The organism is Caulobacter segnis (genome assembly GCF_019931575.1).
Lineage (GTDB): Bacteria > Pseudomonadota > Alphaproteobacteria > Caulobacterales > Caulobacteraceae > Caulobacter > Caulobacter segnis_C.
This window is the reverse complement of record NZ_CP082923.1, coordinates 3190382-3215522: the sequence shown is the minus strand read 5'-3', so window position 1 is coordinate 3215522 and position 25141 is coordinate 3190382. Positions and strand designations below refer to the sequence as shown.

General features: G+C 68.2%; 28 protein-coding genes and 1 tRNA gene. 9 read left to right on the top strand and 20 right to left on the bottom strand.

Translation table 11 applies throughout. From position 1 onward, the window contains the following. Nucleotides 1-23: 23 nt before the first annotated feature. The 5 genes from K8940_RS14770 to metZ all read right to left on the bottom strand — a co-directional run bounded on the left by K8940_RS14770 (nucleotide 24) and on the right by metZ (nucleotide 3290). Nucleotides 24-677, bottom strand: coding sequence for a hypothetical protein (locus tag K8940_RS14770; protein WP_223390733.1), 654 nt, complete (start codon nucleotides 675-677; stop codon nucleotides 24-26). 172 nt (nucleotides 678-849) lie between these two features. Beyond that, nucleotides 850-1182 carry a helix-turn-helix domain-containing protein gene (locus K8940_RS14765; protein WP_223390732.1) on the bottom strand — a complete coding sequence of 111 codons (333 nt, stop codon included), beginning with the start codon at nucleotides 1180-1182 and terminating at the stop codon, nucleotides 850-852. 185 nt (nucleotides 1183-1367) lie between these two features. Further along, nucleotides 1368-1496: a hypothetical protein gene (locus K8940_RS23860; RefSeq protein ID WP_263285776.1), complete on the bottom strand. Its 129-nt coding sequence runs from the start codon at nucleotides 1494-1496 to the stop codon at nucleotides 1368-1370. 164 nt (nucleotides 1497-1660) lie between these two features. Next, nucleotides 1661-2125 (bottom strand): Co2+/Mg2+ efflux protein ApaG, encoded by a 465-nt coding sequence (gene apaG, locus K8940_RS14760; protein ID WP_223390731.1) that lies wholly within the window; start codon nucleotides 2123-2125, stop codon nucleotides 1661-1663. Beyond that, complete coding sequence (metZ, locus tag K8940_RS14755) at nucleotides 2106-3290, bottom strand: O-succinylhomoserine sulfhydrylase (protein ID WP_223390730.1); 1185 nt, start codon at nucleotides 3288-3290, stop codon at nucleotides 2106-2108. Before metZ ends, apaG begins: the two co-directional genes overlap by 20 nt. A 180-nt stretch (nucleotides 3291-3470) precedes the next feature. Here metZ and K8940_RS14750 point away from each other — a divergent pair, with 180 nt between their 5' ends. The 7 genes from K8940_RS14750 (at nucleotide 3471) to K8940_RS14720 (ending at nucleotide 8735) form a co-directional block, all read left to right on the top strand. Next, entirely contained in the window at nucleotides 3471-4496 is a 1026-nt protein-coding gene (locus tag K8940_RS14750; RefSeq protein WP_223390729.1) for a 2'-deoxycytidine 5'-triphosphate deaminase, read from the top strand. A 112-nt stretch (nucleotides 4497-4608) separates the two neighbouring features. Next, nucleotides 4609-5487, top strand: a complete 879-nt coding sequence (locus K8940_RS14745; protein ID WP_223390728.1) for a TraB/GumN family protein — start codon at nucleotides 4609-4611, stop codon at nucleotides 5485-5487. 148 nt (nucleotides 5488-5635) lie between these two features. After that, nucleotides 5636-5932, top strand: a complete 297-nt coding sequence (locus K8940_RS14740; RefSeq protein WP_223390727.1) for a hypothetical protein — start codon at nucleotides 5636-5638, stop codon at nucleotides 5930-5932. 115 nt (nucleotides 5933-6047) lie between these two features. Next, nucleotides 6048-6632 (top strand): hypothetical protein, encoded by a 585-nt coding sequence (locus K8940_RS14735; RefSeq protein WP_223390725.1) that lies wholly within the window; start codon nucleotides 6048-6050, stop codon nucleotides 6630-6632. Further along, the gene (locus K8940_RS14730; protein WP_223390724.1) at nucleotides 6629-6823 is read left to right on the top strand and encodes a helix-turn-helix transcriptional regulator; all 195 of its coding nucleotides are present in this window, start codon (nucleotides 6629-6631) and stop codon (nucleotides 6821-6823) included. The genes K8940_RS14735 and K8940_RS14730 overlap by 4 nt, the downstream gene beginning before the upstream one ends. Before the next feature lie 87 nt (nucleotides 6824-6910). Then, nucleotides 6911-7792 (top strand): alpha/beta fold hydrolase, encoded by an 882-nt coding sequence (locus tag K8940_RS14725; protein ID WP_223390723.1) that lies wholly within the window; start codon nucleotides 6911-6913, stop codon nucleotides 7790-7792. Between the two features lie 64 nt (nucleotides 7793-7856). Beyond that, nucleotides 7857-8735 carry a TraB/GumN family protein gene (locus K8940_RS14720; protein ID WP_223390722.1) on the top strand — a complete coding sequence of 293 codons (879 nt, stop codon included), beginning with the start codon at nucleotides 7857-7859 and terminating at the stop codon, nucleotides 8733-8735. Between the two features lie 3 nt (nucleotides 8736-8738). On the opposite strand, the gene K8940_RS14715 is transcribed toward K8940_RS14720, so the two are convergent. Then, nucleotides 8739-9332 (bottom strand): HD domain-containing protein, encoded by a 594-nt coding sequence (locus tag K8940_RS14715; RefSeq protein WP_223390721.1) that lies wholly within the window; start codon nucleotides 9330-9332, stop codon nucleotides 8739-8741. A gap of 77 nt (nucleotides 9333-9409) precedes the next feature. Next, nucleotides 9410-9484: transfer RNA gene (locus tag K8940_RS14710), tRNA-Gly, on the bottom strand. 155 nt (nucleotides 9485-9639) lie between these two features. Here K8940_RS14710 and K8940_RS14705 point away from each other — a divergent pair. Beyond that, complete coding sequence (locus K8940_RS14705; protein WP_223390720.1) at nucleotides 9640-10281, top strand: transcriptional regulator; 642 nt, start codon at nucleotides 9640-9642, stop codon at nucleotides 10279-10281. On the opposite strand, the gene K8940_RS14700 is transcribed toward K8940_RS14705, so the two are convergent. The 9 genes from K8940_RS14700 to K8940_RS14660 all read right to left on the bottom strand — a co-directional run bounded on the left by K8940_RS14700 (nucleotide 10278) and on the right by K8940_RS14660 (nucleotide 21600). Beyond that, nucleotides 10278-12170: a glycoside hydrolase family 9 protein gene (locus K8940_RS14700; protein ID WP_223390719.1), complete on the bottom strand. Its 1893-nt coding sequence runs from the start codon at nucleotides 12168-12170 to the stop codon at nucleotides 10278-10280. The two genes, K8940_RS14705 and K8940_RS14700, sit on opposite strands and share 4 nt — an antisense overlap. Before the next feature lie 163 nt (nucleotides 12171-12333). Beyond that, on the bottom strand, nucleotides 12334-12681 hold the full coding sequence (locus K8940_RS14695; protein ID WP_223390717.1) for an EF-hand domain-containing protein: 348 nt from the start codon (nucleotides 12679-12681) through the stop codon (nucleotides 12334-12336). Nucleotides 12682-12806: 125 nt separating this feature from the next. Next, a complete protein-coding gene (locus tag K8940_RS14690; protein WP_223390716.1) occupies nucleotides 12807-15695 on the bottom strand; it encodes a TonB-dependent receptor in 2889 nt (962 codons plus the stop codon). A 334-nt stretch (nucleotides 15696-16029) separates the two neighbouring features. Next, on the bottom strand, nucleotides 16030-16470 hold the full coding sequence (locus tag K8940_RS14685) for a hypothetical protein (protein ID WP_223390715.1): 441 nt from the start codon (nucleotides 16468-16470) through the stop codon (nucleotides 16030-16032). A gap of 609 nt (nucleotides 16471-17079) precedes the next feature. Further along, on the bottom strand, nucleotides 17080-17496 hold the full coding sequence (locus K8940_RS14680; RefSeq protein WP_223390714.1) for a nuclear transport factor 2 family protein: 417 nt from the start codon (nucleotides 17494-17496) through the stop codon (nucleotides 17080-17082). 97 nt (nucleotides 17497-17593) lie between these two features. Beyond that, a complete protein-coding gene (locus K8940_RS14675) occupies nucleotides 17594-18532 on the bottom strand; it encodes a prephenate/arogenate dehydrogenase family protein (RefSeq protein WP_223390713.1) in 939 nt (312 codons plus the stop codon). Further along, nucleotides 18533-19654, bottom strand: coding sequence for a histidinol-phosphate transaminase (gene hisC, locus K8940_RS14670; RefSeq protein ID WP_223390712.1), 1122 nt, complete (start codon nucleotides 19652-19654; stop codon nucleotides 18533-18535). It abuts the gene before it with no gap. A gap of 30 nt (nucleotides 19655-19684) precedes the next feature. Then, the gene (locus tag K8940_RS14665; protein WP_223390711.1) at nucleotides 19685-20485 is read right to left on the bottom strand and encodes a chorismate mutase; all 801 of its coding nucleotides are present in this window, start codon (nucleotides 20483-20485) and stop codon (nucleotides 19685-19687) included. Between the two features lie 104 nt (nucleotides 20486-20589). After that, entirely contained in the window at nucleotides 20590-21600 is a 1011-nt protein-coding gene (locus K8940_RS14660) for a DUF2125 domain-containing protein (RefSeq protein WP_223390709.1), read from the bottom strand. Between the two features lie 29 nt (nucleotides 21601-21629). On the opposite strand from K8940_RS14660, the gene K8940_RS14655 reads away from it, so the two are divergent. After that, nucleotides 21630-22178 carry a gamma-glutamylcyclotransferase gene (locus K8940_RS14655; RefSeq protein WP_223390707.1) on the top strand — a complete coding sequence of 183 codons (549 nt, stop codon included), beginning with the start codon at nucleotides 21630-21632 and terminating at the stop codon, nucleotides 22176-22178. Here the strand turns inward: K8940_RS14655 and K8940_RS14650 are convergent. Genes K8940_RS14650 through ftsE form a run of 4 tightly spaced genes read right to left on the bottom strand, consistent with a single transcriptional unit; the run spans nucleotide 22175 to nucleotide 25111 of the window. Next, nucleotides 22175-22885: a lysophospholipid acyltransferase family protein gene (locus K8940_RS14650; RefSeq protein WP_223390706.1), complete on the bottom strand. Its 711-nt coding sequence runs from the start codon at nucleotides 22883-22885 to the stop codon at nucleotides 22175-22177. The genes K8940_RS14655 and K8940_RS14650 overlap by 4 nt on opposite strands. After that, complete coding sequence (locus K8940_RS14645) at nucleotides 22882-23505, bottom strand: YdcF family protein (protein ID WP_223390705.1); 624 nt, start codon at nucleotides 23503-23505, stop codon at nucleotides 22882-22884. Before K8940_RS14645 ends, K8940_RS14650 begins: the two co-directional genes overlap by 4 nt. Further along, the gene (locus K8940_RS14640) at nucleotides 23502-24395 is read right to left on the bottom strand and encodes a cell division protein FtsX (protein ID WP_223390704.1); all 894 of its coding nucleotides are present in this window, start codon (nucleotides 24393-24395) and stop codon (nucleotides 23502-23504) included. Before K8940_RS14640 ends, K8940_RS14645 begins: the two co-directional genes overlap by 4 nt. Next, entirely contained in the window at nucleotides 24392-25111 is a 720-nt protein-coding gene (gene ftsE, locus K8940_RS14635; protein ID WP_223390703.1) for a cell division ATP-binding protein FtsE, read from the bottom strand. The genes K8940_RS14640 and ftsE overlap by 4 nt, the downstream gene beginning before the upstream one ends. Between the last annotated feature and the right edge of the window lie 30 nt (nucleotides 25112-25141).

Below are 25141 nucleotides of genomic sequence, written 5' to 3'. Positions count from 1 at the left end.
CGGTGATCGCGGCGACGTTCGGATCAGTCGTAGTTGACCGTGAAGAGACCGTTCGAACCCTGGACCACCGTGGCGTTGGTGTAGGGCGTGCCGGTGAAGTTGATCAGCTTGTTCTGGCTGGAGACCGCCGTCACATCGATGACCTGGCCGGCGGTGTAGGCGCCGTCGGCGACGTAGAACTGCACCACCGGCGTGACGTTGTAGGTTTCGTTCGGCGCGGCCGAGAAGCTGGCGACCGGCGAGGGGATGGCGCCGCCATTGTCGCTGGCGAGGCCGAACACGAAGTTGTTCAGCGGCGAGAAGTCGCTGCCGCCGACGATCTGGAACGAACCGTTCTGGGCCTGCCCGGGGCTGGTCAGGCTGTTGAAGCCGGTCACGTCGGTGTTGGTGAAGGTGACCGTGTCGGTGGTGGCGGTGTTGACCGGCATGACGCCGCCGGAGTCGATGGTGACGCCGGGGCTCAGGGATTCCGCCGGCTGCGACCAGTAGGCGTAGGAGGTCTGGTTGTAGACCACCTGATCCCAGCCGCCGTTGGTGATGTTCTCGAAGGTGGCCCAGGCGTTGGTGAAGATCGGCGTCGTGCCGCCGTTCGAGGTGACGATCGGCGCCTGCATGAACACGACATAGGACTTGTCGACGAGGGACTGATTGTAGATCCGGATGGTGTAGGTAGCCATTTTCTCTCTCCCTGTGGGTGTGGCGGGTATCGAGAGAGACCGCCCGATCGTCGGTCTTGGCCTGAAATCCCTTGGTCTCTCCGATAGTTAACAATGTTCTAATTTTGGTTGTATTTATAGATTCGGCAACTTGAGCGGCGCTCAAGTCAGCCGGCCCGATCTTGCGCGGGGCTCAAGGTGACTGGGTCATGTCGTCCAGCAGCGCCACGAGGCGCTGCAGCGTGTTGCGCCTCAGCTTGCGGGCGATCTGGACGAGTTCGAACTCTTCCGAGGCCAGGCTCTCGGCCGAATGGGCGTCCATCTCGCCTCGGCCCAGGACCAGCCAGTCCAGCGAGATGTCCAGCACCTCGGAGATGCGCGCGGCGTTCTCCAGCGACATCGGGCCGTCCTTGCGCCAGCGGCTGATGGCGCTCTCGTGCACGTCGAGATCCAGCGCCAAGGCCATCATCTTGGAGATGCCGCGTCCCTTGATGGCGCGGCTCAGCCGTTCCCCCCTGGACTCCATTCACTCGGTCCACTCAAAGGGCGGGACCGTACTGGGCCGCGCCCACCCGAAGCGAAAGTCGAATGACCACCATGGTCGGTGTCTGGGCGCGCGGACACGGCGCGCGCGGATGTCTCCGCATTCGGAGCGTCGCCAGCGCGCCCGGTCCGACGATCCGCCCTGGCAGCGCCTGGCGGGCGTTGAGATCAGCTTTCGGTGACGCCGAGCGCGTCGTTCGCGCCCTGGATGACATGGTCCGGCGCGCGGCGGCCGTCGGCCGCGCAACTCATGCCGAGTTGAAACGGCTTGCAGATGCGGATCGTGTAGGTCGCCATCGGTTTCGCTCCCGTGACCATGCGACGAACGCGAACGGCGGATTGAGGGCCCCGATGCCGGCCGTTTCGCGCGCCTGCTTCCCAAGCGAAAGCATTAGTCGCGAAATCAATCGGATTTGCAACCTATGATAAAATTACGACGTAAACACGTATCGCGAGTATAATCAGTTCAGCTTCAGCATCGCGCCCGGCAGATGCAGCGAGAACTCCGGGATCTCGACGTCGAACAGTTCGCCCTCGTCGGTGACCATCGAATAGCTGCCCTTCATCACGCCCGAGGGCGTGGGCAGGGGGCAGTTGGAGACGTAGCGGAACGCCTCGCGCGGCTTGAGTTCCGGCTGCTCGCCGACCACGCCGCTGCCTTCCACGTCGTTCACGCGGTTGAAGCCGTCGACGATCGTCCAGCGACGCGAGATCAGGGTCACCGTCTCGACGCCGTGGTTCTCGATCTCCACCGTGTAGGACCACAGGTAGAGACCCTGCTCGGGCGAGGACTCCTCGGCCGCGTAGGTGGGGAAGACGCGCACGACGATGTCGCGGGTGCGCGCCTCGTACGCCGCGCCGTCCTGGCCGCGGCGCCGGCGCATTCGTTGCAGCGAGGGCGAGGTCTCACGCCTGATCGAGCGCACGGATCACATCCCTCTTGAGGTCCTCGACGCTTTCCAGGCCGACGGACAGGCGCACGCCGCCCTCGGTCACGCCCAGCAGCGGGCGTTCCTCTTCCGGCACCGAGCGGTGGGTGGTGGTCGGCGGGTGGGTCGCCATCGACTTGGCGTCGCCCAGATTGTTGGAGATATCGACGATCTCCAGCGCATTCAGGAACTTGAACGCCGCCTCGCGCGTGCCGAGGTCCAGGGCGATCACCGTGCCGCCGCCGGTCATCTGCGACTTGGCGACGTTGTGGCCCGGATGGTCGGGACGGAAGGGGTAGAGGACCCGCTGGACCTTCTTGTGCTCGGCGATGGTGTTGGACAGCGTCAAGGCGCTGTCGGTCTGGCGGCGCACGCGCAGGTCCAGGGTCTCGAGGCCCTTCAGCATGACCCAGGCGTTGAACGGCGACAGCGACGGGCCGGTGTGGCGCAGGCTGTCGCGGTAGAACTCCTCGTTGATCGCCTCGCTGGTCAGGATGGCCCCGCCCAGCACGCGGCCCTGGCCGTCGATATGCTTGGTGGCCGAATAGACGACGACGTCGGCGCCCAGCTCCAGCGGCTTCTGGAAGATCGGGGTGGCGAAGACGTTGTCGACGATGACCTTGGCGCCGACCGCGTGGGCCAGTTCGGACACGCCGCGGATGTCGGTGATCTCCAGCACGGGGTTCGAGGGCGTCTCGATCAGCACGGCTTTGGTGTTGGGGCGGATTGCCGCTTCCCAGGCCTTGAGGTCGGTGGCGTCGACGAAGGTGGTCTCGACGCCGAAGCGCGGCAGCCACTCGGCGACGATCCAGCGGCACGAGCCGAACAGGGCGCGGCCGGCCACCACGTGGTCGCCGGCGCGGACCAGGCCCATCAGGGCCGAGTGGATCGAGGCCATGCCGGTCGCCTGGGCGCGGCAGACTTCCGCGCCCTCCAGCAGGGCCAGGCGGTCCTCAAACATCTTCACGGTCGGATTGTTGAACCGCGAATAGACGAAGCCGGGATCCTCGCCCGAGAAGCGGCGGTCGGCGCCCTCGGCGCTGTCATAGGTGAAGCCTTGCGTCAGATAGAGCGCCTCGGCGGTCTCCATGAACTGCGAGCGCGCGATCCCCCCACGAATGAGCTTCGTCGCGACGTCCCAGTCTTTTGGATCCTCGGCCATCGGGCCTGCCCTCCTTACGCGTAAAACCGCCGGCATAAGGAGCGGCGAGGGGGTCTTGGTCAAGCGCGAACGCCCCTTCCGCGATCGGAGAATTGTCACGGGCGAAAATCACATTGTCACGGGCGAACTCGTTGACCTCCCGCCTTGCCTTTGCGGTCCGGTTTGGCGAGTGTCGCGCCGATGACCGACGCCCACGCCGCAGGGATTCTGCCCTGCCAGAACATCGAAGACCTGATCGCCGAAGAGGCGATCACCTCGGCCACGCCGTTCGACGTCGACCAGGTGCAGCCCGCCAGCCTCGACCTGCGGCTGGGCGCGCGCGCCTGGCGCGTCCGCGCCTCGTTCCTGCCGGGCCTGACCCGCAAGGTGCCCGAGCGCCTGCGCGACGTGGCCATGCACGAGCTGGACCTGACCAAGGGCGCGGTGCTGGAGAAGGGCTGCGTCTACATCGCCGAGATCCAGGAACGCCTGGCCCTGCCGATGACAATCTCGGCGCGGGGCAATCCCAAGAGCTCGACCGGCCGGGTGGACGTCTTCGTGCGCCTGCTGACCGACCATAGCCGCGCCTTCGACGACGTCGACGCCGGCTATACCGGCCCGCTCTATATCGAGATCGCGCCACAGACCTTCTCGGTGCTGGTCCGCGCCGGCACGCGCCTGAACCAGCTGCGCCTCAAGCGCGGCGAGCCGGCCAAGCTGGCCACCCGCAGCGTCGGCGTCGACCTGCTGTCCGAGAACGGCGTCGTCGGCTTCCGCGGCCGCCGCCACGCCGGCGTCGTCGACCTGGACCACGAGGACGGCCACGACCCGCGCGACTTCTGGGAGCCGCTGGAGGCCCGCCACGGCGAGCTGCTGCTGGATCCGGGCGAGTTCTACATCCTGGCCTCGAAGGACGACATCGAGATCCCGGTGCTGGAAGCCGCCGAAATGACCCCGATCGACCCGTCGGTCGGCGAGTTCCGCGTCCACTACGCCGGCTTCTTCGATCCTGGCTTCGGCACCGAGGAGGCCGCCGCCGTCGGCTCCAAAGGCGTGCTGGAAGTGCGCAGCCACGAGACGCCGTTCCTGCTGGAGGACGGCCAGACCGTGGCGCGGCTGGTCTACGAGCCCCTGACCTCACGGCCGGTGCGGCTGTATGGCGAGGGCGGGTCGCACTACCAGCGCCAGGGATTGAAACTCTCCAAGCATTTCAAGCCCTGGAGTTAGGCAGGGCGACGCTGAGGCGTTAGGTCGCGGCGATCGTTCACTGACGGTTGGGCGGACTCGCGCTTACCTCAGGGCCTCGTTTCGGTCGGGCCTTGAAGAGATGTTTCGTGGCGTGGTGAGGCGCCTGTCGCGCGGGGCGATCGCGGCGGGCCTGGTCTGGATGGCTTCCGCCGGCGCGGTCAGCGCCGCGCCCGCCATGTGGGAAGTCCGCGACCGGGACTCCGTCGTCTATCTGTTCGGTTCGATGCACGTGCTGCGCCCGGATGTCCGCTGGCGCACCCGGACCTTCGACCGCGCCTACGCCGCCGCCGACCGCGTCTGGTTCGAGACCCGCGCGGACCTGCCGGCGGACCAGGTGCGGGCCCTGGTCGACCGCTATGGCGTCGATCCCGATCGTTCCCTGACCCAGAAGCTCTCGCCGACGGCCCTGGCCACCCTGCGCCCGGTGCTGGACCGCGACGGCGTCCCGCTGGAGCGGGTCGAGCGCCTGCGGCCCTGGGCGGCGGCGATGATGCTGTCGGTCGCGCCCATGGCCCGCGAGGGCGGCGAGGCGGCCAGCGGCGTCGATGCGGCGACCACGCGCCGCGCCCGCGCGGCCGAGAAGCCGATCGCCACTTTCGAGACCTTCGAGCAGCAGTTGCGCGTCTTCGCCGAGCTGCCGGAACAGGCCGAGCTGGACTATCTGGACGACGTCGCCCGCGAGCAGCTGTCGCCGCCCCGCGACGGCGTCGCCCTGGAGCGTGCCTGGCTGAGGGGCGACATGGGGCGGCTGGGCGGCCGGCTGGCGGACCGCATGCGGGTCCAGCGTCCCGCGCTCTATGACGCCCTGCTGCGCCGCCGGAACCTGGCCTGGGCCGATCGCCTGGACGCCGAGATGCGGCAGGGCGGGGGGACCGATCTGGTCGTCGTCGGCGCGCTGCACATGGCCGGCGACGAGGGCCTGCCGGCCCTGATGAAGGCGCGCGGCTATGCCGTCCGAAGGATCCAGTGACCTGTCGCGGCGCCTGTCGCGCGGCAACGCGCCGCACCACATTTGGTGGACAGTCCGTGCTGCTACACAAATCCTAGTCTCTGTCCTCCTGAGGCGCGACTCAGTCTCGCCCGGCGCGGAGGACGGCGGAAAGTCCATGGAGGCCCTGTTGGCCCGCATCGCACATGACCCGTTCCTGATCCTGCAAGGCCGCGTCGAGGCCTGGGAGCGGTGCGCGCGCATTCCCGGTTGCGACAAGGCCGTCTGGCGTCAGGATGCGGCGGGGCGGGTGATCCGCTGGTCCGACTTCGGCGACCGCTTCTCGCGCTATGGCTGGGAGGCGGTCAGTCGACCGCGCCCCGGCCTGCTGGGCCGCGCGCTCAAGCGTCTGGAGGCCATCCACTGGCGCGGCGTGACTCGCGATGCGCTGTCGGCCGACCCCTTCCTGGGCCGCGAGGCCGCCTGAAACATCGATCTCGTCCGCCATTTAGTCATCGTCGCTAGACATAATGACAATGTCGCTTGACATATCTCGCCCAGAAATGACAACTCTCCTTGTCATTTGGAGTGGGGTGCTTGTCATGGAAGTCGCCAATCGACGTTGGCCTAGGTGGGTGCTCTTCGGCGTGGGTGCGGCGGCTCTGTCGACCGTTCCGTTCCTCCTGGCCTTTTCTCATGTGCTCAAAGGACCGGCGATGCTGGTCGCGATGCTGATCTGGGCCATTGTTTACATGGCTTACGCCTTCATAGGTTCCGCGCGACTGCAGACGGGTAAGCTGGGTCCCGCGATGCAGCGTTATCGTCGCCGGCTGGCGGTAACGATGATCGCCTACTTCTTGATCCTGATGGGCTCGATCGCCCTGCTGGACGGCGCCAAGCTGTCCGGGCCGCTACTGTGGATCGTGGCCGTCGCGCCCGCCATCCCGATCCTGGGCGTGTTGGTGGTGATGGGTCTCTATCTCAAGGAAGAGCCCGACGAGTTCGAGCGCATGATCCACGTCGAAGCCATGCTGTGGGGGCTAGGCGCGGTTCTGGCAGTCACCACGGTCTGGGGCTTCCTCAGCAATGCCCAGGTGATCCCCGCGCCACCGCTGTTCTTGATCTTTCCCTTGTTCTGTCTGTGCTGGGGCCTAAGTCAGCCCTTCATCCGCAGACGCTACCAATGAAGAACCGCCTCAAGGTCCTACGCGCTGAGCGCGACTGGAGCCAGGCCGACCTCGCCGAGGCGCTCCAGGTCTCCCGACAGACCATCAACGCCCTGGAGACGGGCAAGTACGATCCCAGCCTGCCGCTGGCCTTCAAGATCGCCCGACTGTTCGGCCAGTCCATCGAAGCGATCTTCCAGGACGAGGCGTAAGCCTCTCCATCCGCCAACCGAACCGCCCGCCGCTCGGCGCTCTCGGCGCCGAAGCCTTCCGCACGCCTTCGTCCAAAGGGACATCCCATGCGCAAACGCTTCCACCTGTTCGTGATTTTCATGGCCATCGCCGCCGCCCTCGGCGTGTTCGGCGGCAATCACGCTCACGCCGCCGACCGGATCAAGGTCACCGTCTCCGGCAAGGGTCCTGACGTCGTCCTGATCCCGGGCCTGGCCTCGTCCGGCGCGGTCTGGGACGCCACCGTCAAGCAGTTGTCGGCCACGCACCGCGTCCATGTGGTGCAGGTGGCGGGCTTCGCCGGCGCGCCGGTCGGCGGCAACGCCGAGGGGCCGATCGTCGAACCGCTGGTCGAGGCGGTGGACGGCTACATCCGGGCAAACCACCTGAAGTCGCCGGCCGTGATCGGCCACTCGATGGGCGGCTTCTCGGGCCTGCTGCTGGCCCGCCGCCATCCCGAGGACGTGAGCCGGCTGATGATCGTCGACAGCCTGCCGTTCTTCGCCGTGCTGTTCTCGCCGGCCGCCACGGTCGAGACCGTCAAGCCGCAGGCCGCGGCCATGCGCGACGGCGTCATCGCCATGAGCCCCGAGGCCTTCGCCGGCCAGCAGGCCATGACCGCGCCGCGCTTTTCCAGGTCGCCGGAGGGCCAGAAGCTGGTCCTGGACTGGTCGAAGGCCTCGTCGCAATCGGTCGTCGGGCGCGCCATGTACGACCTGCTGACGACCGACGCCCGGACCGAGCTGGCGGCGATCCGGACGCCGGTCACGCTGCTCTATCCCTATGATCCGGCCATGGGCGCGCCGGTCGCGGCGATCGACAAGACCTATGCCGACGCCTACGCGGCCCTGCCGGGCGTGACCCTGAAGCGGGTCGACGACGCCCGCCACTTCATCATGCTGGACCAGCCCCAGGCCTTCGCCGAGGCGGTCGCCGCCTTCCTGAAATAGCCGCCGGCCTTGCGCCCGCGCGCACGCCGTTCCAAGTCTCAATCCATAGTCCTTCGGGGGTTACATGCTTCGTCAATTGCGCCGCGCCGCGGCGGGTCTGGTTTCGGTCCTGGCCCTGGGTTTCGCGGGCTCCGCCCTGGCCGAACCCGCGCTGTGGGCCATCAAGGACCACGACTCGACCATCTATCTGTTCGGCACCATCCACGTGCTGCGGCCCGACACCCAATGGCGCTCGGCCAAGATCGACAAGGCGCTGACCACCAGCGGCGATCTGACCCTGGAGATCATCGGCGCCGACGATCCGGCGGTGATGCAGCCCCTGGTCCTGAAGTACGGCCTGGATCCTTCCAACCCGCTGTCGGCCAAGATCACGCCCGAGGCGTTCCAGCATGCCAGCGCGCTGGCCCAGGCTGGCGGCGTGCCGCCCCAGGCCCTGAACATGATGCGCCCGTGGCTGGCCGCGGTGTCGCTGTCGATGCTGCCAGTGATCAAGGCCGGCTACGATCCCAAGAGCGGCGTCGAGCAGGTGTTGGCCAAGGAGGTCAAGGCCGCCGGCAAACCCGAGAGCGCCTTCGAGACGCCCGAGCAGCAGATCCGCTTCTTCGCCGACCTGCCGGCCAAGACCGAGGCCGACTTCCTCAGCGTCACGCTGGACGATGTCGACGAGGGCGTCGGCAAGATCGACAAGATGGTCGCCGCCTGGGCCGCCGGCGACATCGCCGAACTGGAGGCCGAGTTCATCTCGGAGATGAAGGGCGACTATCCCGAGCTTTACGACCTGCTGATCGTCAAGCGTAACGAGGACTGGGCCCGTCAGCTGAAGACCAAGCTGGCCGGCGCGGGCGTCAGCTTCGTCGCCGTCGGCTCGGGCCACCTGGTCGGTCCCGACAGCGTCCAGGCCCAGTTGGCCAAGCTGGGTATCAAGGCCGAGCGGGTGGAGTAGGGCCTACTCCGCCGCCGCCCGCAGGTAGATCGAGCGCTTGGGAACGCTCATCACCCGCTGCAGCATCGGTTCGAACGCGTCCAGGGGCATCGACTTGAAGTTCGGGTCGAACGCCTCCTGGTCGTACAGGTGACAGAACTTGGCCGTGTGCTCGAAGTCCGGATGGCCCCGGAACTGGTCGCGCATGTCGCGGTCCAGGCCCAGGTGGTGGAAGAAGTAGTAGCCCTGGAAGATCGCGTGGTGGGCCACCATCCAGTGGTTCCGTTCCGACACGAAGGGCTGCAGGATCGCCGCGGCGATGTCGGCGTGATTGCGCGGGCCCAGGATGTCGCCGATGTCGTGCAGCAGGGCGCAGACGACATATTCCTCGTCCTCGCCGGCCTGGTGGGCGCGGGTGGCGGTCTGCAGGCTGTGCTCCAGCCGGTCGATGGCGAAGCCGCCGCAGTCGCCCTTCAGCAGGTTCAGGTGGGCGATCAGGCGGGTGGGCAGTTCGCGCCCGAACTCCACCGACGCCCCGGCGATGATGCCCCAGTCCTCAGGCGTGCCCTCGGTCATCGCATGGAATTTGGCGCGCGGATGATCCTCGCCGTCGGCCATGGCGCTTCTCCCCAAACGTCTGTTTGAGGCGATCGTGCGCTCGAAGCCGGCGAAGGTCAACGAAGGGGAGGGGACCTTGGAGCGGGCGGGGGGAATCGAACCCCCGACATTCAGCTTGGGAAGCTGACGTTCTACCTCTGAACTACGCCCGCCAAAGGGACGCTCCGTTTAGCCCGCCTCGCTCGCGTACTCAAGCGGCGGCTTGCGATCACGTCGCGCGCCGGCTCCCAAGGCAACGTTCGGACCTAATTGCGCCGCACAATAACCGCTTCATGCGCGGCCGAGCCGGATGGGAGTCTATCGTCGCGTGGAAGTTCGGACGCAGCCTTCTAGCCCGCCGCGCCTGGCGTTCGGCGAGGTCTCGATCGATGTCGAGAGCCGTCGCGTGCGAGCTCCGGCCGGGGCCAGCCATCTGGAGCCGCGAACCTTCGACCTGCTGCTGACCCTGACCGAGCGGCCTGGCCTGACCGCCTCGCGCGGCTATCTGATCGAGACGGTCTGGGCCGACGCCCGGGGTTCGGACGAGACGCTGACCCAGGCCGTCGCGGACCTGCGGCGCGCGCTGGGCGACGACGCGCGGGCCCCGCGCTTCATCGAGACCGTGCCGGACCTGGGCTATCGCTGGATCTTCGAGGAGCCGCCGGGCCGCCTGCCGCCGACGCAGCGCTGGATCCAGGGCCCGGCCTGGGTGGCGGCCGGCGCGGTGCTGGCGATCGCGGTCGGGGCGGCCGGGGGCGTGGGCGCCTACACCTGGGTGCAGGGCGTCGAGCCCAGCCGCTTCGAGATCCGCAAGATGCGCATGCAGCGGACGGCCGACGGACGCTGCCAGCCGCAGGTCCAGGTCATCCGGGGCGAAGGGACGCCCTCGACGAAGCAGCACGCCCCGCCCAGGCCCTCGTCGCCGGGCTGCGCCCAGGCGACCATCGCGCGGGCCTTCGTCCAGCGTTAGCGCGCGGTGTCGTCGAGGAAGGCCGAGGCCCAGGCCAGCGGGGCGTTCCAGTTGATCGCCACCTCGTTCTGGGTGAAGGCGCGGTAGTCGTCGGTCCAGCAGGTCTGCGGCTTGCACTGGCCCTTCATGGTCTCGGCCACCGGGTCGTTCATGGCGGTCGAGTTGGGACCGCCCGACACCACCCCGGCCGGCGGCGCGGGATAGGCCGGATCGGCCTGCCTGGCCCAGAAGCGGTGGTGCGGATTGCGCATCGGCCGCGCGCCGAAGCCCGAGACGTAGGACCGGTCCAGCGGGTTGCGGCCCAGCACGTAGTCCATGGCGTCGACCGCCCCGTAGCGATAGGCGACCTCGCCGGTGAAGTCGTAGGCCAGGCCCAGCACCACGGCGCGGTTCAGCACCGCGCTGTTCGAGCCCCAGGGATAGCCCGGCGCGGCGTAGGGCAGGGCGTAGCCCTGGCCGAGGTCGTCGGAGAGGTACTTGCCGGCGCTGGTCGTCAGGTTGGCGCGGGCCTGGGCGACCTCGGCGGGCTTCAGGCGATTGGGCGCGAGGGCCAGGGTGATGGTGCCCAGGGCCCCGACCGAGCTCCAGCCCAGGTCGCCGGTTGGCCGCCCGCCCACCGACGGCGCGGCTAAGAACAGCGGCGAGGCGCGCAGGGCCTTTTCGTATTCGGGCTCGCCCGTGGTCGCGTAGAGCTCGGCGGCGGCCCAGTAGGCCTCGTCCGCCAAGTCGCCGTCGCCATAGCCGCCGCTGCCGGTGAACGGACCCAACTGATAGATCTCCGGATTGCGCCGGGCGGCGGCGAAGGCGCGGCGGGCCGCGTCCAGGCAGCGGGCCGAGAAGGTCGGGTCGATCTTCTTCCACACCCGCGCCGCCTGGGCGGTGACGGCGGCCAGGTTCAGGGTCGCGCCGGTCGTCGGGTAGTAGAGATAGCGCACCTGCCTGTCGTCGGCCGGCGCGGTCGGCAGGGCCGTCCAGTAGCGGTCGGCGATCTTCTGGTGGGCCATGCCCGAGGCGTCGATGGCGGTCAGAGTGAGCTTGCCGTCGACGGGTTTCTGCTTGCCGACCGGGACCTGCAGGGCCTTGCGGTCCGGGACCTGCATGGCCAGCAGGAAGGTCAGTTCGAAGCGGGCCTCGTCGAGAATGTCGGGGACGCCGTTGCCGTGCTCGGGCAGGGCCAGCGATCGGTCGCCCAGGGCCTTCAGCGCGCGCGGGCGCCTCAGCACGGTCGCGCGCTCCCAGGCGTTGACCAGGGTCCAGACCGAGATGCCGCCATTGACCACGTACTTGCCCTGGTCGCCGGCGTCATACCAGCCGCCGCTGGCGTCCAGCGTATAGTCACAGCCCGGCCAGACCTGGCCGCGCTCGTCGGCGAGATCGAAGCAGGTGGCCTTGTCCGGCGCGTGGCCGGCGGGGCGGGCCAGGTCCGGACGCTCGACGAAGCGGGCCAGGATCGGGACGCTGGCGCGCTGCTGGTAGAAGAACGACAGGGCGGCCTTGGTCAGCTTGCCATCGGGCTTGGCGCGCAGGGCGAAGGGGCGGCTCTCGATCGCGCCGACCTTCAGGCGATAGCCGTCGCCGGCCTTGTGGAAGGTCGAGAAGTCGATCTGGTGGACATGCTCGCCCGAGGCGGGATCGTCGCCGAACACCTTCGTCTTCCCGCCGGCGACAGTCGCGCCGGCGGCGTCCAGCAGGGTCCAGTCCAGCGGCGCCGTCGAGGGATCGGCCAGGATGGCGCGCTTGGGGCCGCCGGCTTCGAGGCCGGTCTGGTTCAGGCGGATGGGGCGGGGCGCGTCCTCGGCGCCTGCGGCGCCCGCCAAAGCCAAAGGAGAAAGGGTCAGCAGCGCGACGAACGACAGGGTGGCCAGGCGGGTCATCAACGCGTCCTCCATGGCGCGTCTCGCAGCCGTCGGGCGCGCGCCTTGCGGGCGAAGCTAGCGGAACGGCGACAGCGTTGTCACGGTCTTTGTTACCGGTATCCGGCGGGGCGTGGCCGCCTAACGAAAACGCCGCCCGAGGCGATCGGGCGGCGTTCGAAGCGGCTCGAACGAGCGCTTAGTTCTGGGGCGGCGGGCCTTCCGGCGGCGGGCCGGGAGGCGGGCCATCGCCTTGCTGGGCGCGGCGCTGGCGCATCTTCTCGAAGGCGCTCTTCAGTTCGTCCAGCGTGACCTTGCCGTCCTTGTCGGCGTCGATCATGGCGAAGCGGTCTTCCGGACGGCCAGCGCTGGTCCATTCGGCCTTGTCGACCACGCCGTCGCTGTTGGCGTCCCAGCGCTTGAAGATGTCTTCCGGGGCCGGCATCTGGCGCGGCGGTCCGGGCGGCGGGCCGTCCTGGGCCATGGCCACGCCGGCGGCGGCGACCGTGGTGAGCGAGGCGAGCGCGACGAGGAGCGTGCGGCGCATTGAGGGTGTTTCCTTCCGGGGTGATGTCCCTGGATCGCTGAAATGACCCTCGATTGTTGCCGGCTTATTTCGCGAATACGGCGGGAAAGGACGGACGCGCCGAAGCGCGTCCGTTTAGTCTCAGCCTAGAACTTGTACTGCAGGCCCAGGTTAAACTGTCGGCCGGTGTGGGTGTAGACGAAGGTGCTGTCACGGTCGGAGTCGATGAACTGGCGGTTGAAGCGGTCCAGGATGTTCAGCCCCTCCAGCGATAGCTTGAAGTGCTCGTTGATCTGGTACGAGGCGGCCATGTCGAAGGTCAGGTTGGGCGAGTATCCCTCCAGGTCCTGCAGCGGGTTGTTGGCCGGCAGGGCGACGATCGACTTATCGCGGTACGAGGCCGAGACGCGGGCGCTGAATTTGCTGTCCTCGTAGTAGAGGGTGGCGTTGTAGGCGTTCTTGGACAGGCCGATCAGGTCGTTGGTGGTCATGCCGCCGGCGGCCAGGAAGTAGTCGATCTGGCTGTCGACATAGGTGTAGTTCACCAGCGCCCCGGTATGGCGCAGGAAGCCCGGCAGGAAGGTGAAGGCCTGCTGGTAGTTGATCTCGAAGCCCTTCAGCGGGCCGCCGGGCGTATTCAGCGGCCGGGTGACGGTGATCGGAGTGTTGTCGGGATCGACGCCCGACGAACCCAGCAGCGCCATCGGCAGGCCGGTCTGGCGGAAGGTCAGCTGCTGGGACTGGTTCTGAACATAGGTCTCGATGTCCTTGTAGAAGAGGCCCACGCCCAGGATCGCGCCGGGGGCGAAGTACCACTCGGCGCCGAGGTCGGCGGTCCAGGCGCGGATCGGGTCCAGGGTCGGGTTGCCCGAGGTGATCGACGGGGTGCCGGTCAGGTTCAGGCTGCCGCCGGGCGTCAGGAAGCCCAGCTCGGGCCGCGACACCGTCTTGGCCCCCGAGAAGCGCAGGACCAGGTCGTCGGTGACGTCGACCGAGACGTTCATCGACGGCAGGACGTCGTGATAGCTGTGGTCGGCGGTCACCTGCTGCGGCGTCAGGCCGATCTGGTAGCCGCGTGATTCCAGCTCGGTCTTGGCGAAGCGGAAGCCGACGTCGCCGCGCACCGGCAGGCCGGCGATCTCGGTGCGCAGGTCGGCCTGGAGATAGGCCGAGGTCACCTTCTCGTCGACGCGCCGGATGCCGCCGTAGTTGTTGACCAGGTTGTAGAGGCCCGACTGGCTGTAGAGGTTCTGGTTGGCGACGAACTTGTCGTAGTCGATCGTCGCCCAGGCGCTGGGGAAGACGCCCGCGTCGATGCCGTGGCCGCCGAAGCCGCTGACCACCTTGGTGAGGTTCTTCAGCTCGGCCGAGGTGAAGCTCGGGACCAGGAAGTTGTTCGGCCGTTGGAAGGCAGAGGTGTCGAACGAGAACTCGTCATAATGGCCGCCGACCTTGACGGTCAGGGCGTCGTCGACCGCCCAGGCCAGGTTCAGGTCGACGGTCTTGTAGATGTTGGTGGTGAAGGTCTGCGACAGCCGCACCTCGGCGTTGGGGGCGGCGAAGCTGTATTGCGCGGCGTCGGTGACGTCGAAGCCATGGGTGATGGTCGGCTGGTCGCGGTTCTTGCGGAAGTCGATCGTCATGCTGGTGTTGGGCCGCTGGAACATGATCGTCGTCGTCATCGGCTGGTCGTAGTCCGACTTCGAATAGCCGATCAGGCCCTTCACCGTGATCCTGTCGGTCAGCTCGTGCGTCCCGGCGAAGGTGTACTGCTGGAAGACGTTCTGGAACTCGTCGTGCTGGGTGTCGGAGCGCACGTCGACGCCGTCGAAACGGGCGAAGTCGACGTCATGGACGGTCTGGCCGAAATTGGTCCCGGCCGTATGGCTGGTCCCGGCGTTGCGCAGCACCAGCTCGCGCACGGCCGTTTGCGGCTTGCCGTTCTGGCTGATGGCGCGGGCGAACGAGAAGCCTTCCAGCCAGTTCTCCTCGCGCTTGACGTCATAGTTCGAATAGAGGGCGTCGAAGCTGAGCGAGGTGCGCGAGGTCGGCTTCCATTGTAGGGCCAGGGTCGCGCCGGTGCGCTCCTGGTCGTGGTGGAAGCGGCCATAGCGGGGCAGGCGCGGGAAGAACACCGTCGAGCGGTTGGCCAGGTCGAAGACCGTGTCGGTCGCCGCCGGGCGGGGGACGCCGGTGGCGCAGTTCAGGGCGTCGGTGCCGTTGGCCGCGTTGCTCACCGGGTTCTGCACCGGACGGCCCACGGGCGTGCAGAAGCCGCCGTCGACCGTGGCCGGGTTCCAGCCGCCCGAACCCCACTGGTCCTCGAGGAACTTGCGCTTGCTCCAGGCCAGCGAGGCCTGGGCTCCGAACTCGCCCCAGGCGGTGTCCCAGCGATCGCCCAGCACGGCGGTGACCTTCGGGTCGGAGTGCTTGGAGAGGTCGTTGTAGCCGGCGGCGGCGCCCAGCACGAAGGTCAGGCCCTTCTGGTCCAGGGGGCGGGCGGTCTCCAGGTCGACGGTCGCGCCCAGCGAGCCCTCGATGACCTCGGCCTGGGCGGTCTTGCGCACCGTGATGCCGCTGAACAGCTCCGAGGCGAAGGTGTTGAAGTCGAAGCCCCGACCCAGGTTCGCGCCCCGGTCGCTGGTGGTCGCGCCGCTGGTCGACTGGGCTTCCATGCCGTTGATGCGCACGCGGGTGAAAGCGGGCGGCAGGCCGCGCACAGTGATGGTCCGACCTTCGCCGGCCACGCGGGTGATCGACACGCCGGGGACCCGCTGGATGGACTCGGCCAGGTTGGCGTCGGGGAAGTCGGCGATGTCCTCGGCCTTGATGGCGTCGACCACGCCTGAGGACTGGCGCTTGACGTTGAGGGCGCTCTTCAGGCTTTCGCGGAAGCCGGTGACGACCACTTCCTCGACCGTGTTGTCCGGCGCTGGCTGGGTCTGCGCGTGCGCGCCGATGGCGGTCATCGCTCCGACAAATGCCAGGGCCAGCAGCGAGCAACCCGAATTCCAGCCGTGCTTGGACGACGACATGCGACCCTCCTGACAGGGCCGGCCCCGCCGCACCCTCCGATGTTTCCAACCCGAGGCTCCCGGTTTTCCCGGTTCAGCTCTCCATGTTGCGGAAGTCCCACATTTCGGGATAAAATCTCACAACGTAGATATTATATGTCCGACAAATGACGGAGTCGCAAGCTCTGGTAACAACGCTCGCCGAAAGGTTTGGGGGGGGATTTGCAGAAGGGGCTGGAAGCGGCCACGGGGTGGAGCCAATTTAGCCGTGAGAAATCCCCAATCCGCTCATCCCCGCTTTCGCGGGGATGAGCGGTGATAGGACGCGAAGCCTAGTTGGCATTGCCGATCCGACCTAGGCCGCTTCCACGCCGATCGACTTCAATTCCTTGAGGAAGCGCGCGAGGCTGGACTGGGTCCGCTGGTGGCCGTGCGCGACCTCGGGGCTGGACAGGGCCGAGCGCGAGACGATGAAGCCCCTGCGCCCCACCCGCTGGATCGCGCCCTTCTCGATCATCTCGAGGAACCGGCGGCGGACGGTTTCATAGGGCAGGGCCAGGGAATCGGCGACCTGGCGCACCGTCAACGGGCGGGGCTGGCGGTCCGGCGACAGGTCTTCGGGGGTCGCGTGGCCGCCGTCGCGGACGTGCGAGTAGTTGCCGGACCAGAGGGCCGTGAAGACCAGGGCGTAGAGCAGGTCCGCGCCGTGAACCGCGTTGGCGATCTCGACCCAGCGCAGGACGTAGTCCGCCGCATAGCGCGAGGCTGCGCGAGCATGGTTGGGCTGATCTGACATCGGTGACTCGGTCTGGTGGGCGGCGCGTTGGGCGGGTCTGAAAAGGATTGCATGCTCATCGAACGACGTCCCGCAATCAAGATCGGTGTAATTCCTCACCTTCCCGGGTTTCGCATGGCCCCTGCTCTTGATGAGTGGCGCTTACGGGGATCTGGCGCGTTCTATCCTCGGAGTTCACGGGGTGAACCTGCGCGAAGATCGCATAAAGCCGCCTATCGTGGATCGCCGAGCTGGAGACGGTAGAGCCGATCCCGCATGACGGCCGAAGGCCGTCATGCGTGACGTAAAGACGCCGCCTTGGCAATGCCAAGGCGGTGGGGTCCACGCCCGTCCGGGGGGAACGGAGGCCCGAGCAGACAACGCTCACGCGCCGTCCTCATGGAAACAACAGCCTGGCGGAGCGAGCGGTCGAGCTGAAACGCAAACACACGCTCACGGTCTCCGGGTTCGCCCGGCCGCTCCGTCGCCTCCCCACACCTTCAGCGGTCAGCCGCGTGAAGCGGAGAGCGCATGGCCGATTCCATGTCCGAAACACTCGCCGGACGCCCGGAGCCATGCGAGCACGCAGAAAGAGTCCGGGCCGCCCCGGCTTTGGCGGTCAAGACGAGCTCAGTGCGCGGGCTCGGGGACTTTGGCGGCGGCGAGGATCCGGGCCGTGTCAAGGAACTCTCGATACTGGCTTATCTTGCCGTCCTTGAGCTTAAAAACGTGAACCCACTCGATCTCGATCGGTTGTTTCGAGGCCTTCATCTTGCCGAAGGTGCGTCCGGTGACAACGACGGTGTCGCCGCTCGCCACGAACTCCTCTGGTGCGAACCTGTCGGTTTCCAGCACCTGCGACAGACGATCGAAATATTCGAGCGCGCCGCTGTGGTTCTCGAAATCGCCGAATGGCGCGAACGAGTTCGGCTCGCCGATGACCCTCCAGCTTACGTCGTTCGTCAGGGCCTCGGTGACGTTGCCGATCTTGCCGTCGCGATAGTGCTCATACGCTTGACGAACGATCGATACATTGACGCTGTCCATGCTGACCTCCCTCAAGTTAGTTCGAGGAAGGTCCGCCTGCTCGATTTCGAATGCAAGGTCCGCGCGAAGATTTTGCGGGGGACGCGTCTTGCGTGGGTCAGCTCTTCCCGCGATCGCGCCCGAAGTTCGGCAGGGCGCTTTCCTGGCCCGCCGCCACGATGCCGCGGCGGATGGCGCGGGTGCGGGTGAAGTGGGCGTGTAGGGTGTCGGCGTCGCCCCAGCGGATCGCGCGGCTCATGGCCTGCAGGTCCTCGGTGAAGCGGCCCAGCATCTCCAGCACCGCGTCCTTGTTGGCCACGAAGATGTCGCGCCACATGGTCGGGTCGCTGGCGGCGATGCGGGTGAAGTCGCGGAAGCCTGAGGCCGAGTACTTGATGACCTCGTTCTCGGTGACGTTCTCCAGGTCGGCCGCGCTGCCGACGATCGTGTAGGCGATCAGGTGGGGCAGGTGGCTGACGACGGCCAACACCAGGTCGTGGTGCTTCTCGTCCATCAGTTCGACCTGGGCCCCGAAGGCGCGCCAGAAGGCCGACAGCTTGGCGACGGCCTCGGCGTAGTGCTCGTCGTCGCTCTCGAACGGGGTCAGGATCGTCCAGCGGTTCTCGAACAGCTCGGCGAAGCCGGAGTCGGGCCCCGACTGCTCGGTGCCGGCGATCGGGTGGCCGGGGATGGCGTAGATCTTCGACAGGTCCTGGGCGCGGAAGGCCTCGGCGACATTGCCCTTGGTCGAGCCGACGTCGGTCAGGGTGGCGCCCGCCTTCATGGCCGGGATCACGACGGCGGCCAGGTCCGGGATCGACAGCACCGGGGTGGCGATGACCACCAGGTCAGCGTCCTTGACCGCCTGGGCGATGTCGCCGGTCACGTGCTCGGCGATGCCCAGCGCGACGACGCGGGCGCGGTTGGCCTCGCTGGCGTCGGCCACGGTGACCTCGCCGACGACGCCGTGCTCACGGGCGGCGCGGATCACCGAGCCGCCGATCAGGCCGCAGCCGATGACGGTGATCTTGGGGTACAGGATACCGGGAGCCGACATCTAGCGCCCCATGAACTCGGCCAGCAGCTCGACCACGGCGCGGTTCTGCTCTTCCAGGCCGATGGTGATGCGGATGCCGTCGGGCAGGCCGTAATTGGCCACCGCGCGGACCAGATAGCCCTTGGAGGCGAGGAACGCCTCGGCCTCGCGGGCGGTCTTGCCCGGCGTGGTCGGGAAGGTGGCCAGCACGAAATTGGCCGCCGACGGCGTCACTTCCAGCCCCAGGCCGCCCAGCTGCTGGGCCAGCCACGGACGCCACTGCTCGACCAGGGCCAGCGAGCGGGCCTGGAACTCGTCGTCGAACAGGGCCGCGACGGCGGCTTCCTGGCCGGGGATCGAGGTGTTGAACGGCGGGCGGATGCGCTCCAGCGGCTCGATGATGTGCGTCGGGGCGTAGCCCCAGCCCACGCGCAGCGCGGCCAGGCCGTGCAGTTTCGAGAAGGTCCGGGTGACGATGACGTTCTCGGCGGTCCGGGCCAGGTCGAGGCCGTCCTCGAAGCGCGGATCGCTGCAGAACTCCGAATAGGCACCGTCCAAAACGAGGATCACCGACGGCGGCAGGCCCGCGTGCAGGGCGCGGATCTCCTCGCCCGTCAGCCAGGTGCCGGTCGGGTTGGCGGGATTGGCGATGAAGACGAGGCGGGTGCGCTCGTCGACGCACTTGACCACCTCGTCGATGTCGATGCGGTGGTTGATCTCCTTGGCCATCCGCACCTCGCCCTGGCAGGCGCGGGCCCCGATGGCGTAGGCGGCGAAGCCGTGCTCGCCCTGGACGATGTTGTCGCCGGGTTCCAGATAGACTTGGCACAGCAGGGCGAAGATCTCGTCGCTGCCGTCGCCGAAGGTCAGGCGCTCGGGCTCCAGCTTGAAGCGCTCGGCCACGGCGGCGCGCAGGATGCCCGCCTTGCCATCCGGATAGATGTGCATCCGGTCGACGGCGTTGCGATAGGCCTCCTTGGCCTTGTCGCTGCTGCCCAGGATGTTCTCGTTGCTCGACAGCTTCACCGGATGGGCGACGCCCTCGACCTTGGACTTGCCGCCGACATAGGCGTGGATGTCCAGGATCCCGGGCTTCGGGACAGGACGGGGCGCGGCGAAGCGGTCGGTGGGGACGGCGGTCATCGAAGTACTCGGCTAACGAACGGGCGTCTCTTACACGTCGAACTGCTCGGGCGCAGCCCCGATGACGCCAGTCAGCTGGCCCGGCGCGCGGGCCAGGCGCTCGTCTTCCGACTGGAAGAAGCCCGACAGCGAGAACAGCTTCAGGCCGCCGGCCTCGGCGATCTGCTCGGCGGCGACGCCGTCCTGGCCCAGGGCCTCGACGATGGCGGCCGTGCTCTTGGGCGAGTCGGTGACCCAGAAGGTCTGGTCGCCGCCGGTGGGCTCAACCTCGACCTCGGCCACGGCCAGGGCGGCCTGCGATCCCCAGCGAGACAGGCAGGGCAGGGCGGCGAAGACCTTCAGCTTGGGTTCGGCCAGCAGGCGACCCCACCAGGGCGTCTCAGACGCCAGCGGCAGGACGGCCACGCCCCAGGGGGCGCGGGCGACGGCCAGGGCGTCCTGGGCGGTGGGGGCGACGGAGAGGCGCGGCGCCGTGCCGAAGCGCAGGCGGGTCAGCTCGACGGCGCGAGCCGCATCGCGGCCGCCGAAGACGCTCAACTGGTATGGGCCCTGGCGCGCCAGGTTGTCGGCCATGATCTCGCGCCAGATGCGGATGACCAGGGCGTCGGAGGCGCCGTCGCGTGGGGTTTCGAGCAGCTTGCGGACGATCTGGGCCTCGCGGCCGGGGCGCAGGCCAAAGCCCGTGTCGCCCGAGGCGCGCTTGGCGGCCGCGACCGCGCCGGCCAGGCTGGCGCGTTCGTCCAGCAGCTTCAGGAGTTCAGTGTCGATGGCGTCGAGCCGCCATCGGACCTCTTCGAGAGACGGCGTGGCGGCCGTCGCGTCGCTGCCCATGTTCTTCCCCGAAATTGGAGGCGGGACCATAGTCTTTGCCGCCGAACACGCAATAGCCAGCCCTCGCGGGGAAGAAAATTGCGTTTCGAGAGATCTGTGGTCGATCAATACACGGTCGGCGCCGGCCCGGTGTCGAACAGCCCCAGCATCGTGCGGCCGTTGCGGAAGTTGAGGTCCGCCTCGATCACCGGCTCCTGGCCGATGGCCTGGGCGGCGGCGGCCACGGCCTGCTCCGGCGTCCGGATCGGCTGGGACAGGTCGGGGCGCTCCTTGATCGCCACGTTCAACGAGCCGGTCACGCGGCCCCGGTCGTCGACCGACAGCACGCCGGACTTGGCTTTGCCCACGGCGTCGCCGGCCAGGATCTGGCTCTGCTGCAGGGTGATCTGGCCGCCGGCCTGGCTCCAGCGCTTAACCGCCGCCTCCCAGTTGCGGCCCCGCAGGTACGAGACGTGCGACAGCCGCGTCTCCAGGACCATCGACGCGGTCTTGTCCTGGGCGATGCGGCCCAAGAGGCCCGTGAAGGCGGTCTTGGCGCCGCCGGCCTTGAAGAAGATCGCGCCCTGGTCGTCGGGGCCGGCGCGCAGGTGCAGCTGCATGTCCTCGGCCGAGACCAGTTCGAACGGCTTGGCGCTCGGCGCCGGGACGAAGATCAGCTTGGCGCCCTCGACCGAGACGCGCGGCGGATATTCCGAGACGTGCGAGATGCTGGCCCGCAGCGCCTGGCCGGTGATCGTCACATCGCCGGCCTCGGGGCGGGTCAGGACGACGCCCCGCTCGGCGACCAGCACCCAGTGGGTCAGGTCGAAGATCTCGGCTTCGCCCTTCAGCACCGGCGCGCGGACGGCCCAGCCGGTCGGCTCGGCGACGCGGGCGTCGGCCAGGTCGACGTTCATCCGGAACGGGAAGCCGTGAAAGGTCCGGGCGCTCCAGGACAGGTCGTAACCGCGCGACTTCAGGTCCGCCGCCTGCTCGTCCATCCGCTGCTCGGCCTGGCCGCGCAGCCAGAACCAGCCGTAGCTCCAACCGCCCGCCACGAGGGCGGCGAGGACGAAAGGCGTGAACAGACGGCTGCGCCGGGCTTTGCGGGACGAGGCGGCGTCGTTATGGGTCATGTAAAGGGCGCGTCCAGTCGGGATCGGTGATGAGCTTAGAGGGCGGCGGCGAGGATCGCTGGGTATTCGGATACGGATCGCTGATGTGGCGGCCCGGGTTCCCGTTCATAGACCGAAGAACCGCCGTGCTCCACGGCCGGCGGCGGGCCTTCTGCATCTATTCGGTGCATCATCGCGGCACCTACGAGCGCCCCGGCCTGGTGCTGGGCCTGGCCCCCGGCGGCGCGGTGCGCGGCATGGCCTATCGCGTGGCGGCGTCCGCGTGGGACGACGTCTACGCCTATCTGCGCGAACGCGAACAGCCGACCGAGACCTATTTCGAGACCTGGCGCGACGTGAAGGTCGACGGAAATGGAAAGGCGCAGGCCTTGGTCTTCCTCTCGGACATGAAGCACAGCCAGTGGGCCGGGGCGTTGACCCTGGACCAGCAGGCCCAGCTGATCGCCGGCGCGACGGGCCTGTCCGGCCCCAACATCGACTATCTCCGCGACCTGGTCATGCATCTGCGCGAAGACGGCGTGCGCGACCACGCCATGGAGAAGCTGCTGAAGATGGTCGAGGCGATCGAGACGTCTTAAAGCCCCTCGTCCTCCAGCGCCTTGGTCGCGGTGTCGATCCGCGTCTGCAGTTCGCGCATGAACTCGCCGCGCTTCAGGCCGGCGGGAATGGGCTCGAGATATTCGAAGACGATCGTGCCGGGCTTGCGCAGGAAGCCCTTGTTCCAATGGACGCCGCAGTTCAGCGCCAGGGGCGTCACCGGCATGTCCAGTTCGCGGTACAGGGCCGCGATGCCGGGCTTGTAGTCGCCGGGCTGACCGACGTCGCCGCGGGTGCCTTCCGGGAAGATCACCACCTGCCGCGTCTCCCGCATGCGCTCGACGGCGTCGCGGACCAGCTTCTTCAGCGCGGCCGAGTGGCCGCCGCGATCGACGACGATCATGCCGGCCTTCACGCCGTGCCAACCGAAGAGCGGCACCATCAGCAGCTCCTTCTTCATCACGAAGCAGGCGTCGGGCAGCAGGGCGAACTGGCTGAAGACGTCGAACATCGACTGGTGCTTGGCCGCGACCAGGGCCGGGCCGGTCGGGCGGTATTGCTGGCCGCGGACCTCGACCTTGATGCCCGCCATCACGCGCAGGGCGACGATAAGCCCCTTGGACCAGGTCGCCAGGCACCAGGTGTTGGCGGCGCGGGGCAGGGGGAAGGTGACGACCATGCCGATCGCCCAGGCCGCCGACCACAGCCAGAAGAACAGCTGGAACAGGAACGAACGCAGATAGATCAAGAGGCTTCCTTCGCCGCCGGGGCGGCCTTGTCTTTGTCCTTCGGACCCAGGCCCAGGAACGCTTCGCGGCCCAGGATCGCCAGGTACTTGCAGTATTCCACGATCATTCGCCGGGCGCTGAGCGAGGTCTTCCACCAGCGGCGGGCGTTGAGATCGGTCTTCACCGGATACGAATAGAGCTTCACGCCCGGCATGGCGGCGTCGAGCTCCAGCATCGAGCGCGGCATGTGATAGTCGGCCGTGACCACGATCAGGCTCTTGTAGTCCTTCGACTTGGCCCACTCGGCCGTCTCCAGGGCGTTGCCCACGGTGTTGGCGGCGGCGAAGCCCAGGTCCACGCAGCAGTCATAGATCGGCTTGACGGCCCGGGTGACGGTCTGGACGTCGGCGCGGGTGGCCTCGCGGTTGACGCCCGAGATCAGCAGGCGCTTGCCTTTGCCTTCCTCCAGCAGCCGGGTGGCGGCCTCCAGGCGAACGTTGGAGGCTCCGGTCAGCACGACGACGCCGTCGGCGGTGGGCGGTTCGGGGGCGGGCGTCGACTGGTCCACCCGTCCGGTGAAGGCCAGGAGGCCGAGGCCCCAGATCATCAGCGCGATCAGCAGCGCCGCCAAGCTCTTCACGGCATCTCCCCCACGATGCGCGACGCCGCCAGGCGGGCCGAGAGGCCGGCGATCAGGGCGGCGATCACCGGCGCGGGCAGGGCGGCCGCCAGATCGATCCAGGCCAAGGGCAGCAACGGCGCGAACCCCGCGCCGCCGCCGAAATAGCGCGCGACCGCGCCGATGATGGCCGCGCTCGCGCCGCCCAGCAAGCCCGCCAGCGCGCCCATGGTCGCGAAGCGGTTCTGGAACAGGGCGGCGATAAAGCCCTGCTCGGCCCCGGAGAAGTGCAGCACCTCGATCACGTCGCGCCGGGCGGCCAGGCCCGCTCGCGTCGCGAAGGCGATCACCGCCGCCGTCGCCGCGGCGATCAGGGCGAAGACGCCGAGGGCCGCCAGCCGCGCCAGGTTGGCGGCGCGCTCGATGTCGGCGATCCAGCGGCTGTGGTCGTCCACCGTGGCGTCGACGCCGGCCGACTTCAGGGCCTTGTCCAGGGTCTGCGCGGTCGGCGGGGCCTTGGGATCCAGGTCCAGGGTGACCAGGCGCGGCGTCGGCAGCTCGTCGACCAGCGCCTCCTTGCCGATCCACGGCTCCAGCAAGGCCTCGGCCTTCTCGCGGGTCAGGGCCTGGGCCTCGACCACGCCCTTGATCCCGGCCAGGGTCTCGGCGGCGCGGGCGGCGGCGCTGTCGGGCGTCTCGTTGGCGCGAGCGCGGACGACCACGGTGGCCGAGCCGGTCAGCTGGGCGGTCCAGCCGTGGGCGGCGCGATTGGCGGCCAGGGCCGCGAAGGCGGTCAGGCAGGCCAGGAAGCACAGCACCGCCACCACGAAGACCAGCGCCCCGTCGCGGCTGTCGCGCGGCGGCAGCAGCGGGCCGGGCTTCCAGCGGGCGACCTGGAAGAACTCGCTCATGGTCCCTCCCTCGGGGCGCGCGCCGGAGCGACCAGGCGGCCTTGTTCCAGGTGCAGGGTCGGACGGGCGGCGCGGGCGACCAGCTCCTCGTCGTGGGTGGCGATCAGGATGGTGGTGCCCAGACGGTTCAGCTCGACGAACAGCCGCAGCAGGCGCAGCGACATGGCCGGATCGACATTGCCGGTCGGCTCGTCGGCCAGCAGCACGTCGGGACGGTCGACGACGGCGCGGGCGATGGCCAGGCGCTGCTTCTCGCCGCCCGACAGGGTGGCGGGCAGAGCGTGCATGCGGTCGCCCAGGCCCACCCAGCTGAGCAGTTCGGCGACATCCTCGCGATAGGTCGCCGGCTTGCGCTTGAGGATGCGCAGGGGCAGGGCGGCGTTGTCGAACACCGACAGGTGCTCCAGCAGCCGGAACTCCTGGAACACCACCCCGATGCGCCGGCGCAGGAACGGCAGGTCGGAGGCGTGGGTCAGGCTCACGTCGCGGCCGAACAGCTCGACGCGACCGCGTGACGCACGATGGGCCAGGTAGATCAGCTTGAGCAGCGAGCTCTTGCCCGCGCCCGAGGCGCCGGTCAGGAAATGGAACGAGCCCTGGTCGAGGGAAAAGCTTATGTCTCTTAGGGTTTCGGGCGCTCGCCCGTACCGCATCGAGACGCCTTCGAAGCGGACCACCGGTAGAGCGTCATCGCCCTGTTGTGTGTCGATCCGCAAGGCGCGTCACTGGGCTTTCTGGACATCAGA

What these genes read in the sequence shown, in the direction of transcription:
- K8940_RS14725 (WP_223390723.1), top strand. Translation starts at nt 6,911, where the DNA reads ATGCGCAAACGCTTCCACCTGTTCGTGATTTTCATGGCCATCGCCGCC.
- K8940_RS14640 (WP_223390704.1), bottom strand. Translation starts at nt 24,395, where the DNA reads ATGAGCGAGTTCTTCCAGGTCGCCCGCTGGAAGCCCGGCCCGCTGCTG.
- K8940_RS14720 (WP_223390722.1), top strand. Translation starts at nt 7,857, where the DNA reads ATGCTTCGTCAATTGCGCCGCGCCGCGGCGGGTCTGGTTTCGGTCCTG.
- K8940_RS14660 (WP_223390709.1), bottom strand. Translation starts at nt 21,600, where the DNA reads ATGACCCATAACGACGCCGCCTCGTCCCGCAAAGCCCGGCGCAGCCGT.
- K8940_RS14685 (WP_223390715.1), bottom strand. Translation starts at nt 16,470, where the DNA reads ATGTCAGATCAGCCCAACCATGCTCGCGCAGCCTCGCGCTATGCGGCG.
- K8940_RS14680 (WP_223390714.1), bottom strand. Translation starts at nt 17,496, where the DNA reads ATGGACAGCGTCAATGTATCGATCGTTCGTCAAGCGTATGAGCACTAT.
- metZ (WP_223390730.1), bottom strand. Translation starts at nt 3,290, where the DNA reads ATGGCCGAGGATCCAAAAGACTGGGACGTCGCGACGAAGCTCATTCGT.
- K8940_RS14655 (WP_223390707.1), top strand. Translation starts at nt 21,630, where the DNA reads ATGAGCTTAGAGGGCGGCGGCGAGGATCGCTGGGTATTCGGATACGGA.
- K8940_RS14750 (WP_223390729.1), top strand. Translation starts at nt 3,471, where the DNA reads ATGACCGACGCCCACGCCGCAGGGATTCTGCCCTGCCAGAACATCGAA.
- K8940_RS14735 (WP_223390725.1), top strand. Translation starts at nt 6,048, where the DNA reads ATGGAAGTCGCCAATCGACGTTGGCCTAGGTGGGTGCTCTTCGGCGTG.
- K8940_RS14690 (WP_223390716.1), bottom strand. Translation starts at nt 15,695, where the DNA reads ATGTCGTCGTCCAAGCACGGCTGGAATTCGGGTTGCTCGCTGCTGGCC.
- hisC (WP_223390712.1), bottom strand. Translation starts at nt 19,654, where the DNA reads ATGACCGCCGTCCCCACCGACCGCTTCGCCGCGCCCCGTCCTGTCCCG.
- K8940_RS23860 (WP_263285776.1), bottom strand. Translation starts at nt 1,496, where the DNA reads ATGGCGACCTACACGATCCGCATCTGCAAGCCGTTTCAACTCGGCATG.
- K8940_RS14770 (WP_223390733.1), bottom strand. Translation starts at nt 677, where the DNA reads ATGGCTACCTACACCATCCGGATCTACAATCAGTCCCTCGTCGACAAG.
- K8940_RS14730 (WP_223390724.1), top strand. Translation starts at nt 6,629, where the DNA reads ATGAAGAACCGCCTCAAGGTCCTACGCGCTGAGCGCGACTGGAGCCAG.
- K8940_RS14715 (WP_223390721.1), bottom strand. Translation starts at nt 9,332, where the DNA reads ATGGCCGACGGCGAGGATCATCCGCGCGCCAAATTCCATGCGATGACC.
- K8940_RS14695 (WP_223390717.1), bottom strand. Translation starts at nt 12,681, where the DNA reads ATGCGCCGCACGCTCCTCGTCGCGCTCGCCTCGCTCACCACGGTCGCC.
- K8940_RS14675 (WP_223390713.1), bottom strand. Translation starts at nt 18,532, where the DNA reads ATGTCGGCTCCCGGTATCCTGTACCCCAAGATCACCGTCATCGGCTGC.
- K8940_RS14765 (WP_223390732.1), bottom strand. Translation starts at nt 1,182, where the DNA reads ATGGAGTCCAGGGGGGAACGGCTGAGCCGCGCCATCAAGGGACGCGGC.
- K8940_RS14665 (WP_223390711.1), bottom strand. Translation starts at nt 20,485, where the DNA reads ATGGGCAGCGACGCGACGGCCGCCACGCCGTCTCTCGAAGAGGTCCGA.
- K8940_RS14700 (WP_223390719.1), bottom strand. Translation starts at nt 12,170, where the DNA reads ATGGAGGACGCGTTGATGACCCGCCTGGCCACCCTGTCGTTCGTCGCG.